This is a genomic window from Streptomyces daghestanicus (assembly GCF_020521275.1).
GTDB lineage: Bacteria > Actinomycetota > Actinomycetes > Streptomycetales > Streptomycetaceae > Streptomyces > Streptomyces griseoviridis.
In genome coordinates this window covers 307477-320142 of record NZ_BNDX01000011.1, presented here as the reverse complement: position 1 = coordinate 320142, position 12666 = coordinate 307477, and the positions used below count along the sequence as shown (strand labels likewise).

11 protein-coding genes and 1 riboswitch are annotated in these 12666 nt (G+C 70.9%); of the genes, 1 reads left to right on the top strand and 10 read right to left on the bottom strand.

Annotated features, from left to right (window positions below; all coding sequences use genetic code 11):
- Window positions 1-220 precede the first annotated feature (220 nt).
- Window positions 221-1102 carry a LysM peptidoglycan-binding domain-containing M23 family metallopeptidase gene (locus Sdagh_RS23745; protein ID WP_190077077.1) on the bottom strand — a complete coding sequence of 294 codons (882 nt, stop codon included), beginning with the start codon at window positions 1100-1102 and terminating at the stop codon, window positions 221-223.
- A gap of 4 nt (window positions 1103-1106) precedes the next feature.
- Window positions 1107-1266: riboswitch (cyclic di-AMP (ydaO/yuaA leader) on the bottom strand.
- Window positions 1267-1687: 421 nt separating this feature from the next.
- Between Sdagh_RS23745 and Sdagh_RS23740 the strand changes: the two genes are divergently transcribed.
- Window positions 1688-2485, top strand: coding sequence for a tyrosine-protein phosphatase (locus Sdagh_RS23740; RefSeq protein WP_189415747.1), 798 nt, complete (start codon window positions 1688-1690; stop codon window positions 2483-2485).
- Between the two features lie 6 nt (window positions 2486-2491).
- Here Sdagh_RS23740 and Sdagh_RS23735 read toward each other — a convergent pair whose 3' ends face one another.
- The 9 genes from Sdagh_RS23735 to Sdagh_RS23695 form a co-directional block, all read right to left on the bottom strand.
- Window positions 2492-2611 (bottom strand): DUF6126 family protein, encoded by a 120-nt coding sequence (locus Sdagh_RS23735; RefSeq protein WP_189415745.1) that lies wholly within the window; start codon window positions 2609-2611, stop codon window positions 2492-2494.
- On the bottom strand, window positions 2608-3225 hold the full coding sequence (locus tag Sdagh_RS23730) for a helix-turn-helix domain-containing protein (protein WP_189415743.1): 618 nt from the start codon (window positions 3223-3225) through the stop codon (window positions 2608-2610). The genes Sdagh_RS23735 and Sdagh_RS23730 overlap by 4 nt, the downstream gene beginning before the upstream one ends.
- A 65-nt stretch (window positions 3226-3290) precedes the next feature.
- The gene (locus tag Sdagh_RS23725) at window positions 3291-4676 is read right to left on the bottom strand and encodes an aspartate aminotransferase family protein (protein WP_189415741.1); all 1386 of its coding nucleotides are present in this window, start codon (window positions 4674-4676) and stop codon (window positions 3291-3293) included.
- Window positions 4677-6563: a 1-deoxy-D-xylulose-5-phosphate synthase gene (dxs, locus tag Sdagh_RS23720; RefSeq protein ID WP_189415739.1), complete on the bottom strand. Its 1887-nt coding sequence runs from the start codon at window positions 6561-6563 to the stop codon at window positions 4677-4679.
- Window positions 6564-6590: 27 nt separating this feature from the next.
- Complete coding sequence (gene ispG / locus Sdagh_RS23715; RefSeq protein ID WP_189415737.1) at window positions 6591-7745, bottom strand: flavodoxin-dependent (E)-4-hydroxy-3-methylbut-2-enyl-diphosphate synthase; 1155 nt, start codon at window positions 7743-7745, stop codon at window positions 6591-6593.
- Window positions 7746-7752: 7 nt separating this feature from the next.
- Window positions 7753-8775, bottom strand: coding sequence for an adenosyl-hopene transferase HpnH (gene hpnH / locus Sdagh_RS23710; RefSeq protein ID WP_189415735.1), 1023 nt, complete (start codon window positions 8773-8775; stop codon window positions 7753-7755).
- Window positions 8776-8780: 5 nt separating this feature from the next.
- A complete protein-coding gene (locus Sdagh_RS23705) occupies window positions 8781-9425 on the bottom strand; it encodes a phosphorylase family protein (protein WP_189415733.1) in 645 nt (214 codons plus the stop codon).
- On the bottom strand, window positions 9425-11455 hold the full coding sequence (gene shc / locus Sdagh_RS23700) for a squalene--hopene cyclase (RefSeq protein WP_189415731.1): 2031 nt from the start codon (window positions 11453-11455) through the stop codon (window positions 9425-9427). The genes Sdagh_RS23705 and shc overlap by 1 nt, the downstream gene beginning before the upstream one ends.
- Window positions 11456-11562: 107 nt before the next feature.
- Window positions 11563-12636, bottom strand: a complete 1074-nt coding sequence (locus Sdagh_RS23695; RefSeq protein WP_189415729.1) for a polyprenyl synthetase family protein — start codon at window positions 12634-12636, stop codon at window positions 11563-11565.
- Between the last annotated feature and the right edge of the window lie 30 nt (window positions 12637-12666).

Genomic DNA, 12666 nt, shown 5'->3' with positions numbered 1-12666 from the left:
CACTCTTCGAATCGTCTGCCACATCGGCCCATGATTCACCTTCGAATGTGACCTACGCGACCGTAGGCAGGGGTTGACGGGCGGTGAGAAAGGCCACTCCTAAAGTGTTGGCCAACTCAGGAATAAGCGCAGCCCGTTCCCTGCGGCGCCGGCGTCGAAGGCCGGACCCGGGGATCGGGGTCCGGCCTTCGACGGGCAGCGGGGTGGCGTCCTGGTGGTGTCAGACGGTGACGCCCTGCGACCGCAGGTAGGCCAGCGGGTCGATGTCCGAGCCGTAGTCCGGCGTGGTGCGGATCTCGAAGTGCAGGTGCGGGCCGGTGACGTTGCCGGTGGCACCGGAGAGGCCGAGCTGCTGTCCGGCGGTGACGGCGGCGCCGCTGGAGACGGAGATCTGGGACAGGTGGGCGTACTGGGCGTAGTGGCCGTCGGCGAGCTTGATGACGACCTGGTTGCCGTACGCGCCGCCCCAGCCGGCGGAGACGACCGTGCCGGCGCCCACGGCCTGCACGGGCGTGCCGGTGGGGACGACGAAGTCGGTGCCGGTGTGGTAGCCGCTGGACCACATGCTGCCCGACTGGTGGTACGGGGTGCCGACGGCGCCGCCCGCCACGGGAGCCACGAAGGAGGCGGCCGAGGTGACCGCGGCCGTGTCGGCCGTCTTCTCGGCCTTCTCCGCCTTCTCGACCTTCTCGGTCTTCTCGGTCTTCTCCGTCCGGGCCGAGGCGCCCGAGGACTCGGCGGAGTCCGTGCCCGCCGCCTTGCCGCCGAGGGTGAGGGTGAGCTTGAGGCCGGGACGGATCAGCGACGGGTCGTCGCCGACGGCGTTCCGGTTGTCGGCGTAGAGCTTCTTCCAGCCGCCGCTGACGTGCTGGTCGTCGGCGATCTTCGCGAGGGAGTCGCCGGCCACCACGGTGTACGTGGCCTTCTGGGCGGCCTGCGCGGAAGCGGGGGCCGACACGGTGGCGGACTGGGCGGGAGCCGCGTGGGCCCCGGCGGCGCCCATGAGCGGCAGCGCGAGCGCGGCGCCACCGGTGCCGGCGACGGCCAGGGTGCGGGTCAGACGCTGGGTCTTGGTACGGCGGTGCTTACTCTTCGCGGGCATGTCGAATTCCTCTCCGGCGCCTGCGAGGTGAGCTGTCGGGTGCGGACTGGAGATGCCCGGCCGCGCCGAATGGCGCGGCTTTACCCCTAGCCTGTTCCGGGAACCGGAACAGGCGGTGTACCTGTGGGTCCCCCGCTCCTGCCGAATACGGGTGGTGAGTGGGTGCGGTCTCCGGTCGGCGGCAGGATTAGGCGTCCGTCCGGATCGGAGGTGAACGTAAGGGACCAGGTCGCACAGCGACAAGCGCGGGGTTTCCGGTAAAGGCGTTTCCCTTGATCCATTGAGGGAAAGATCCGTCACCCTGCGTCGACGGTGAAAAGGCCGGCGAGGGCAAACGCCCTTGAAAAGCACCTCGATTACATGGACATGCGGCGCGACGCACCGTCACGGATATGACGCTGCTCACGCGGTCATTCACCAGCGACTTTTATTACAGGCCGAGTTGGAAAGAAACCGTCAATTCGGACAGATGCAACAGACGTTACACGAAGGGGCAATAGCGACCCCTCGGAGCGGGGAAATGCCGTATCGTCGGCTGTGCCCGCCGCCGAGCAGCGGCAGCGGCACCGAGTGGGAGGAGTCCTCGTGACGCAGCAGGTCCCGTCGACGGAGCCCGAGCTGGCCGGAGTACGCAATTTCCGTGACGTGGGCGGCCTGCCCACCGTGGACGGGCGGCGGGTGCGGTTCGGGGTGCTGTTCCGCAGCGGCCACCTCGCCCACGCGACCGCCGAGGACGCCGCGTTCCTGACGGGCCTCGGCCTGCACACCGTCTTCGACTTCCGCAACGCAGCCGACCAGAAGCTCGAAGGCCCCGACGTGTCCCTGCCGGGCGTGCGCAATGTGAACCTGCCGCTGTCCGACCCCGCCGACGGCGCCGAGTTCTGGAAGATGGTCCGCGACGGCGACCTCGACCAGCTGCGGGAGATCCTCGCCGACGGCAAGGGCGCGGGCCGGATGATCGCGTCGTACCGCTCGATCGTCACGGACCGCACCGACGAGCACTCGCGGGTGCTGCACGCGCTCGCCGAGGACAGTGTCCCCGCCCTGATGCACTGCGCGGCCGGCAAGGACCGCGCGGGCCTGTCGATCGCGGTGACCCTGCTCGCCCTGGGCGTGGAGCGGGAGGCCATCGTCGAGGACTACCTGAAGTCCAACGAGAAACACCGCCGCTACAAGGTGAAGCGCAGCGGCTCCGCCGCCTCGGCCTACTCCCCCGAGGTCATGGAGCTGCTCAGTCCCCTGTTCGACGCGCGCGCCGAGTACCTGACGGCGGCCTTCGAGACGATCGAGCGGACCTGGGGCGACGTCGACACCTACCTGGAGCGGGGTCTGCGGATCACCCCGGCCACCCGGGAGCGGCTGCGCGACCGTCTGCTCGACTGAGTCCGGCTACTTCGCGCCGACCTCGAAGAGCAGGTAGACGAAGGCCGCGAAGACATGGCCGACGGCGATGTAGACGATGAGCCGCACCCACAGGGCGCGGGGGAACTTCTCCTCGATGTCACTCATGGCGTGCCTCCGGTGAGGGGCCCCAGGCACAGCGTGGCCGTGGGGCTCTGCAGCAGGGTGTGGACGAACAGCAGCTCGACCCCGTCGGGGTCCGCCGCGGCGATGCGGTGCGGGGTCAGCGAGTCGAAGTGCGCGCTGTCGCCGCGGGTGAGCAGGTGGGTGCCGTCCCCGAGGCGCAGCCGCAGCCGCCCGGCGAGGACGTGGAGCCACTCCTCGCCGGGGTGCACGCGCACGATGTCGCCCTGGGAGCCGTGCGGTACCTGGACCCTGAGGGCCTGCATGCCGCGGCCGGACGCGCCGGCCTGCCAGTAGGTCCAGCCGCCCGCGGCGGTCGGCTCCATGTCGGCGGCGCGGATCACGGCGTCCCGTTCGACGGCGGTCTCGCCGAGCAGCTCGGAGACCGTCGTACCGTAGATACGGGCGAGGGCCAGCAGCATCGGCAGCGAGGGCTGGCGCTGCCCGGTCTCCAGCCGGGAGAGGTGGGCCGGGGACAGCCCGGCGGCGCGGGCCGCGGTCTCCAGGGTGAGGGAGGCGCGGCGGCGCAGGGCGCGGAGCTGGGGCGCCACGGCGGGCAGCTCCGCCACCCCGGGTTCCGGGGCTTCCGAGGGGCTCATGCCCTCCATTCAGCCGCACCCTTGCCTGTGGGGCAAATTTCTTGCCCCACAGGCAAAAAACGGCCTCAGCGGTGGGCCACCGCCTGTTTCACCAGGGTCTTGCCGAAGTCCCACATCAGTCCGCCGCCGTTGTGGGCGTCGTCCATGACCTCGGTGAACGCGTCCACGAACCGGTCCACCTCCCGCTCCCCCACGATCAGCGGCGGGATGAGCTTGATGACCTCCAGGTGATCGCCCGAGACCTGGGTGAGGATGCGGTGCCGCTGGAGCAGCGGAACCACGACCATCTGTGCGAACAGGCCCTTGCGGGCGGCCTGGAGCATGGCCCAGCGGCTGCGCAGCCTCAGCGCCTCGGGCCGGCCGAACTCGATGCCGACCATCAGCCCCCGGCCGCGTACGTCGGCGAGCAGTTCGTACTTGTCGATCAGCGCCGCGAGCCGGGAGCGCAGCAGGTCACCGGTGGTCCGGGCGTTCTCGACGATCCGCTCGTCGTCCATGACGTGCAGGACGGCGAGGCCGGCCGCCATGGCCTGCGCGTTCGCCCCGAAGCTGGCCGAGTGCACCAGCACCCGGTCCATCGAGGAGTAGACCTTCTTGAAGATCCAGTCCTTGCCGAGGGTGGCGCCGACGGGCACGTACCCGCCGGAGAGGGCCTTGGCCACGCACACCAGGTCCGGTTCGACCCCGGCCTCGTGCTGGTAGGCGTAGAAGTCGCCGGTGCGGCCGAGGCCGGTCTGCACCTCGTCGGCGATGAGCAGCGCCTTGTGCCGGTGGAGCAGTTCCTGCGCGGCCCGCAGATAGCCGGGCGGCGCCTCGTTCACGCCCTTGCCCTGGATCGGCTCGACGATCAGGGCGGCGACGTCGCCCTTCCTCAGTTCGCGGGCGAGTGCGTCGAGGTCGCCGAGCGGCACCGGCGTGTCCGGCAGCAGCGGCGCGAAACCGTCCCGGAAGCCGCCCTCGCCGTTGACCGACAGGGAACCGGTGGTCAGCCCGTGGAAGGCGTGATCGCAGTAGAGGACGCGCGGCCTGCCGGTGGCGAACCGGGCGAACTTCAGCGCGGTCTCCACCGCCTCCGTCCCGCTGTTGCTGAAGAAGACCCGGTCCAGGTGCGGGCTGTACGACAGCAGCTTCTCGGCGAGCAGGCCGGGCAGCGGCTGGCAGTCGAAGCGGGTCAGGTCGGCGAGGCCGGCGTCGAGGACGTCGTGCAGCGCCTGCCGGACGACGGGGTGGTGGCGGCCCAGGCCCATCACCCCGAACCCGGCGAGCATGTCGAGGTAGTCGTTGCCGTCCGCGTCGAAGAAGTACGCGCCCTCGGCGCGCTCGTAGACCCGGTCGAAGCCGATGGTGCGCAGCATGCGCGGGAGCTGGTGGTTGAGGTGCCGGGTGTGCAGCTCGTACCGCTCGGCCCCGCGCTCGGCCAGCAGCGCGCCGAGGTCGAACCCCTTGGTCATTCAGTTCTCTCCTTGGACTGACGTGACGGCCAGGCTCGCGCCGATCCGGCCGGCGATCTCGACCGGGGTGAGGCCGATGTCGGCGAGCACCTCGGCCCGCTTGGCGTGCGCGAGGAACTGCTCCGGGATGCCGAACCGCCGTACGGGTACGTCGACTTCGGCGTCCGACAGGGCGAGCGCGACCGCCGATCCGACGCCGGCCGCGCGGCTGTTGTCCTCGACGACGGCCACCAGCCGGTGCCGGGCGGCCAGCGGCGGCAGGGCGGGGTCGACGGGTTTGACCCAGCGGGGGTCGACGACGGTGCAGGCGATGCCGCGGGCCTCCAGCAGTTCGGCCGCCTTCAGGCAGACCGGCGCCATCACGCCGACGGCGACGAGCAGCACCTCGGGCGCGTCCGTGGCGTGCAGGACGTCCAGTCCTCCGATGCGGTCCACCGCGGGTACGACGGGACCCACCGACTCCTTGGGGAAGCGCAGCAGGGTCGGCGCGTCGTCCACGGCGACGGCCTCACGGAGCTGGGCGCGGAGCTGCTCGGCGTCGCGCGGGGCGGCGATGCGCAGACCGGGGACGACCTGGAGGACCGACAGGTCCCACATGCCGTTGTGGGAGGCGCCGTCGGTGCCGGTGACACCGGCCCGGTCCAGGACGAAGGTGACGCCGCACTTGTGCAGGGCGACGTCCATGAGCACCTGGTCGAAGGCGCGGTTGAGGAAGGTGGCGTAGACGGCGACGACCGGGTGCACCCCGCCGGTGGCGAGGCCGGCCGCGGAGACGGCGGCGTGCTGTTCGGCGATGCCGACGTCCCAGACGCGGTCGGGGAACCGCTCGGCGAACGTCCCGAGGCCCACCGGGTGCAGCATGGCCGCCGTGATCGCCACGATGTCCGCGCGTTCTTCGGCGATCCGCACGATCTCGTCGCCGAACACCGAGGTCCACGACGGCCCGCCGGCCGGGCCGAGCGGCGCGCAGGTGAGGGGGTCCATCGCGCCCACGGCGTGGAAGTGGTCCTCCTCGTGGGCGAGGGCGGGTTCGTAGCCGCGGCCCTTCTCGGTGAGGACGTGGACGAGGACGGGCCCGTGGAAGCGTTTCGCGCGCCGCAGCGCCGACTCGACGGCCCCGATGTCGTGCCCGTCGACCGGGCCCACGTACTTCAGTCCGAGATCCTCGAAGAGGCCCTGGGGGGCGAAGGCGTCCTTGAAACCCTTCTTGGCGCCGTGCAGTGCCTCGTAGACGGTGTTGCCGACGACGGGGGTGCGCTGGAGCACGTCCTTGCCCCAGGCGAGCATCTTCTCGTAGCCGTCGGTGGTGCGCAGGGCGGCGAGGTGATGGGCGAGGCCGCCGATGGTGGGCGCGTAGGACCGCTCGTTGTCGTTGACGACGATGATCAGCGGCCGGTCCTTGGCGGCGGCGATGTTGTTGAGCGCCTCCCAGGCCATGCCGCCGGTGAGCGCGCCGTCGCCGATGACGGCGACGACATGGCTCTCCTCCCCTTGCACGTCGCGGGCCTTGGCGAGGCCGTCGGCCCAGCCGAGCGCGGTGGAGGCGTGGCTGTTCTCGATGACGTCGTGCTCGGACTCCTCCCGTGAGGGGTAGCCGGACAGGCCGCCCTTCCCGCGCAGTTTGGAGAAGTCCTGACGCCCCGTGAGGAGCTTGTGTACGTAGCTCTGGTGGCCGGTGTCCCACAGGATGCGGTCGACCGGTGACTCGAAGACCCGGTGCAGGGCGACGGTGAGTTCGACCACCCCCAGATTGGGCCCGAGGTGACCGCCGGTCCTGGCGACCGCGTGCACCAGGAACGCGCGTATCTCCTCGGACAGTTCGCCGAGTTCGGCCTCGGACAGCGCCTTGAGGTCGCGTGGTCCCCGGATGTTCTCCAGAATCGTCACGTTCGGGCCCCCTTCGGTCCGTGCTGTTCAGCTCACGGTGACGGCGGACTCCCCCGACGCGCCGTCCTTCTCCATCTGTTCGGCGATCTTCATCGCCTCCTCGATCAGGGTCTCCACGATCTTCGACTCGGGGACGGTCCTGACGACCTCGCCCTTGACGAAGATCTGCCCCTTGCCGTTGCCGGAGGCCACCCCGAGATCGGCCTCACGAGCCTCACCCGGACCGTTGACCACACAGCCCATCACGGCCACCCGCAGCGGCACCTCCATGCCGTCGAGCCCGGCCGTGACCTCCTCCGCCAGCCGGTACACGTCGACCTGGGCCCGGCCGCAGGACGGACACGACACGATCTCCAGCCGGCGCTCCTTGAGCCCCAGCGACCGCAGGATCTGGATACCGACCTTGACCTCCTCCACCGGCGGTGCCGACAGCGACACCCGGATGGTGTCACCGATGCCCTGGGAGAGCAGCGCCCCGAAGGCCACGGCCGACTTCACCGTCCCCTGGAACGCGGGACCGGCTTCCGTCACTCCCAGGTGCAGGGGATAGTCGCATCGCTCGGCCAGCTGCCGGTATGCCTCGATCATCACCACCGGGTCGTTGTGCTTGACCGAGATCTTGAGGTCCCGGAACCCGTGCTCCTCGAACAGCGACGCCTCCCACAGCGCCGACTCCACCAGCGCCTCGGGCGTCGCCTTCCCGTATTTCCGCAGCAGACGCCGGTCGAGCGACCCGGCGTTCACCCCGATCCGCACCGGCGTCCCGTGGTCCCGGGCCGCCGCCGCGATCTCCTTCACCTGGTCGTCGAACTTCTTGATGTTGCCCGGGTTCACCCGGACCGCCGCACATCCCGCCTCGATCGCCGCGAACACGTACTTCGGCTGGAAGTGGATGTCCGCGATCACCGGGATCTGCGACTTCTTCGCGATGACCGGCAGGGCGTCCGCGTCGTCCTGCGTGGGACAGGCGACGCGCACGATCTCGCACCCGGACGCGGTCAGCTCCGCGATCTGCTGCAACGTGGCGCCCACGTCCGACGTACGCGTCGTCGTCATGGACTGCACCGACACCGGAGCCCCACCGCCCACCGCCACCGATCCCACCTGGATCTGCCGCGACGGGCGCCGCGCGGCGAGCGGCCGGGCCGGTACCTGCGGGACCCCCAGGGAAACGGCGGTCATGCCCCCATCACTCCCGGTTCCCGGAGACCGTCTCGCGCATGGCCCGCAGCGACTCCTTGAGCGACCCCATGGTGGCCAGCACGGCGGTGGGCTCGTAGCCGCAGTGCGCCATGCAGTTGTCGCAGCGCGGGTCCTTGCCGCGGCCGTACTTGTCCCAGTCGGTCTTCTCGATCAGCTCCCGGTACGTCGGCACGTACCCGTCGCTCATCAGGTAGCAGGGCCGCTGCCAGCCGAACAGCGAGTAGTTCGGGATCGCCCACGCGGTGCACGGGAAGTCGACCTTGCCCTCCAGGAAGTCCAGGAAGAGCGGGGAGTGGTTGAGCCGCCAGCGCAGCCGGTTGCCGCCCGCGAACGCCTTCTTGAACAGCTCCCGGGTCTGCGTGACACCGAGGAAGTGGTCCTGGTCGGGGGCCTTCTCGTAGGCGTAGGCCGGGGAGATCATCATCTCGTCGACCTTCAGCTCGTCGTTGAGGAAGTCGAGGACCTCGATGATGGTCTGCGGGGTGTCGGTGTTGAAGAAGGTCGAGTTGGTGGTGACCCGGAAGCCGCGCCGCTTGGCCTCCTTGATCGCCGCCACGGCCTCGTCGAAGACGCCCTCCTTGGCCACCGACTCGTCGTGACGTTCCTTCAGTCCGTCGATGTGCACGGCGAAGGCGAAGTACGGCGAGGGCGTGAACTTGTCCATCTTCTTGCGCAGCAGCATGGCGTTGGTGCACAGGAAGACGTACTTCCGCTTGGCCACCAGCTGGCGCACGATCTCGTCGATGTGCGGGTGCATCAGCGGCTCGCCGCCGGCGATGGAGACCATCGGTGCCCCGGACTCCAGCACCGCGCCCACGGCCTGGGCGACCGGCATGCGCTGCTTGAGCACGCCCGCAGGATGCTGGATCTTCCCGCATCCCTCACATTTCAGATTGCAGGCGAAAAGCGGTTCCAACTCGACGATGAGCGGAAACTTGTCCCGCTTGCGGAGCTTCTGTTCGGCGAGATATGTAGCGACCTTGATGGACTGACGAAGCGGCATTGCCATCTGGCTCACCTCCGGGGGAGCAGCAAAGAACGGTGCCATTCATAGAAAGCGGGTAGTACGGAACGAAGAACGCGGAAGGCCGATATTCCACCGCGCAGCGTGCCGATCCGGACGAGTTCGTGTTCCGGAGCGTCCACGACCACCCGTACGGCCGCGACGGGGCGCGGGGCCGCGCGGACGGCGCTCAGGAGCGTGGCGGCGGACTCCATGTCGACCGCGATCGCGCCGGTCGCCCGCAGCGCGGCGCGTTCGGGGCCGCGGACCACGTGGTCGGACCCGGTCAGCGGCCCGGTGTGGACGGTGCGGCCGGGCACGGCCCGCGCGAGTTCCTTGACGAGCCGGTCGGTGCCCACGCAGCCGACCGTGCCGCGCGGGTCCCGGGTCTCCTCGGCGACGACCAGGTCACCGGGGTGCATTCCCGGGGCGAGCCCCGCGCAGAACCCGGTGGCCAGCACGGCGGCGCCGGCCAGCGCGGGGTCGGCCAGCACCCGGGTGACCGAACGCCCGGCCGCCTTGGGACCCATGCCCGTCCGCAGGACGGTGACCGGTCCGTCCGCGCCGCCCCGTCCGCCCGTGCGCAGGGCGAGGTGCTCGATGCCGAGCGCACAGGCGATCAGCAGCGGCGCCGGAGCGGCGGACGGGTGGCTCATCAGCTCGCCTTCGCCTCGGCGAGGCGCGCACCGCCGCCGGTCTTCGGCCGGGTGACGGCGGGCTCGCCGTACACGTACCGGCCGAGCGCGGTCAGCGGGAACACCTGGCGGTACAGGTGGTAGTTGATGGAGAAGTCCCAGGGGAATCCGGTGCCGGTGAAGTACGGCTCGTCCCAGGAACCGTCCTCCCGCTGGGTGTCGGCGAGCCACCGCACGCCCCGCTCGACGGCCTTGGACTCCTTCTCGCCCGCCGCCAGCAGGGCCATCAGCGCCCAGCCGGTCTGCGAGGCGGTCGAGGCGCCCTTGCCGCTCCACTCCCGCACGTACCGGTAGGAGCGCAGGTCCTCGCCCCAGCCGCCGTCGTCGTTCTGGACGGACTCCAGCCAGGACACCGCGCGGCGGATCGCCGGGTGCGAGGCGGGCAGTCCGGCCGCGACGAGCGCGGGGACGACGGAACCGGTGCCGTAGACGTAGTTGACGCCCCAGCGGCCGAACCAGGAACCGTCGGCCTCCTGTTCGGCCAGCAGCCACTCGATGCCGCGCCGGGTGCGCGGGTCGTGGGTGAGGCCCTCGGCGGCGAGCATCTCGACGACGTGCGCGGTGACATCGGCCGACGGCGGGTCGATGACCTCGCCGAAGTCGCAGAACGGCAGCCGGTTGGGGAAGGGGCTGGTGTTGTCGACGTCGAAGGCGCCCCACGCGCCGTTCTTCGACTGCATGCCGAGGTTCCAGCGCACCCCGCGCCCGATGGCCTTCTCCACCCGCTCCGGGTCGTGGTGCCTGACGCGGCGCAGCGCGAGGACGACCTCGGCGGTGTCGTCGATGTCGGGGTAGTTGTCGTTGTGGAACTCGAACGCCCAGCCGCCGGGCGGCAGTCCGGGCCGCTTCACCGACCAGTCGCCGGGGCGCACGATCTGTTCGCCCAGCATCCAGTCCGCCGCCTTCACGAGCTGCGGGTGGTCGGCGGGCACCCCGGCGTCGGCGAGCGCGATGGTCGCGAGGCAGGTGTCCCAGACCGGGGACTGGCACGCCTCGATCATCCGGGCGCCGTCCTCGCGCCACACCGCGAACCGGTCCAGGGACTCAAGGCCGGCCCGCATGACGGGGTGTTCGAGGTCGTAGCCGAGCAGGTAGAGGGCGATGACCGAGTACACGGCCGGGGGCTGGATGCCGCCCCAGCAGCCGTCGTTCTCCTGGCGCTCGATGATCCAGCGGGCGGCGGCGTTCATCGCCGCGCGGCGCATCCGGCGCGGGGCCACCTTGCGGAAGGCGTGCAGGGCCTTGTCGAGGCGCTGGAAGGCGCCGTCCCAGGTCGCCGCGGGGGCCAGCGGCCGGTACGGGTGGGGGTCGGCGGGGTCGGTGTGCAGCTCGTCCAGCGGGAAGGGCGCGGGGCGGACGGGGCGCTTGGCCGACACGATGGTCAGCGGCACGATCGTCTGCCGGGCCCAGCAGCCGAAGTCGTAGATGTTCAGCGGCATCCAGGTGGGGAACCAGATGAGTTCCGGCGGGAGTTCCGGCAGGTCCTCCCATTTCCACCAGCCGAACAGGGCCAGCCAGATGCGGGTGAACACACGGGCGGCGGCGATGCCGCCCCGGGCACGGACCCACTCGGCCGCCTTCACCATGTGCGGGGCGTCCGGCGCGTCCCCGGCCAGGCGGAGGGCGACGTACGCCTCGATGGTGGTGGACAGTTCGCCGGGGCCGCCGTAGAAGGAGGCCCAGGTGCCGTCCTCGCGCTGCTCGCCCCGGATGAACAGGGCGGCGGCCTTGGTGGTCTCCTCGTCGAGGATGCCCAGGAACTGACGGAGGAGGAGGTCCTCGGCGTCCATGGTGACGTTGGTCTCCAGGTCGCCCTTCCACCAGCCCTCCGCGTCCTGCTTCGCGAGGAGGAAGTCGGTGGCGCGCCGGGTGGCGCGTACGGCGGCTTCTTGTACCCCGGCCGCCTCGGGGATCCGGTTGTCGGTGGTGCTGGCCGCGGCTGCCCGGGGCGGCAGAGTCGCCCCGGTGCTTCCGTCGGTCGTCGCTGTCATGGCTTCCCCTTCGTGCAGTGTGCGTCTGCTGTCTGCTGCGGGTCCGCCGTCGGCCGGTGCGCGGGCACCGGCCGGCGACTAGGCGAGGACTATTCGACCGATACTGATCATCTCTTTCGTACGACGACGAAGTCGGCGAGCGCCGCGAACCGGTCCCGTACCTCCACGGGCATGTCGACGGCGTCCAGGGCTTCGATGGCGATGGTGTGCTGGCGGCGCGCCTCTTCGGCGGTCCACTCGCGTCCGCCCGCCTCCTCGATGAGGGCGGCGCGGGCCGCGAACTCCTCCTCGGAGAAGTTCGCGAAGTCGGTGCTCTTGGCGTCGTCGGCGAGGATCTCGCCGAGCCGCCGGGAGGCGGGGCCGCCGGCCGCGAGCGCGGCGACGACGGGGAGGGACTTCTTGCGCTGGCGCAGGTCGCTCCAGGTCTGCTTGCCGGTGGCCTCCGGGTCGCCCCAGATGCCGAGCAGGTCGTCGACGGCCTGGAAGGCGAGGCCCAGGTGGTAGCCGTACTTCTCCAGGGTGTCGGCGGTCCGCTCGTCCGCGCCGCCGAGGACCGCTCCGATGGAGGAGGCGCAGGCGAGCAGGGCGCCGGTCTTGTTGCCTTCCATCTCCAGGCACTCCTCGACGCTGACCCGGTCGCGGTGCTCGTAGGAGATGTCCTGCGCCTGGCCGTCGATCAGGGCGCGGCTGGCGGCGGTCAGGCGGCGCGTGGCACGGCCCGCCTCGACGGTGCCGAGTTCCAGCAGCACCTCGTTGGCCAGGGCGAACAGGGCGTCGCCGACCAGGATGGCCTGGGCGGGGCCGTGCACCTTCCAGACCGTGTCGCGGTGGCGGCGCTGTTCGTCACCGTCCATCAGGTCGTCGTGGAGGAGTGAGAAGTTGTGGACGAGTTCGACGGCGACCGCGCCGGGGACACCGGTGTGCGCGGGAGCCCCGGTGACCTCCGCGGAGAGCACCGCCAGCGCGGGGCGGACGGCCTTGCCGCCGTCGCCGTCGGCCGGGTTGCCCTGGGCATCGATCCAGCCGAAGTGGTAGGCGGCGACGGTGTCCATGGGAGGCGCCAGCCGGTCCACGGCCGCCCGCAGCTCCGGCGTGGCCAGGGTCCGGCCGCGCTCCAGGAGCGCGGTCACGTCCACCGTGGTCCGTGGGTCGGCCGCCGGGGCCGGGGACGCAGTGGGCACAGTCTCTCCTCCAGTTGCGGTACCGGGGGT

Excerpts from the sequence above, each read along its gene's own strand:
- Sdagh_RS23745 (WP_190077077.1), bottom strand. The coding sequence starts at position 1,102 with ATGCCCGCGAAGAGTAAGCACCGCCGTACCAAGACCCAGCGTCTGACC.
- Sdagh_RS23735 (WP_189415745.1), bottom strand. The coding sequence starts at position 2,611 with ATGAGTGACATCGAGGAGAAGTTCCCCCGCGCCCTGTGGGTGCGGCTC.
- Sdagh_RS23730 (WP_189415743.1), bottom strand. The coding sequence starts at position 3,225 with ATGAGCCCCTCGGAAGCCCCGGAACCCGGGGTGGCGGAGCTGCCCGCC.
- Sdagh_RS23725 (WP_189415741.1), bottom strand. The coding sequence starts at position 4,676 with ATGACCAAGGGGTTCGACCTCGGCGCGCTGCTGGCCGAGCGCGGGGCC.
- ispG (WP_189415737.1), bottom strand. The coding sequence starts at position 7,745 with ATGACCGCCGTTTCCCTGGGGGTCCCGCAGGTACCGGCCCGGCCGCTC.
- hpnH (WP_189415735.1), bottom strand. The coding sequence starts at position 8,775 with ATGGCAATGCCGCTTCGTCAGTCCATCAAGGTCGCTACATATCTCGCC.
- Sdagh_RS23705 (WP_189415733.1), bottom strand. The coding sequence starts at position 9,425 with ATGAGCCACCCGTCCGCCGCTCCGGCGCCGCTGCTGATCGCCTGTGCG.
- shc (WP_189415731.1), bottom strand. The coding sequence starts at position 11,455 with ATGACAGCGACGACCGACGGAAGCACCGGGGCGACTCTGCCGCCCCGG.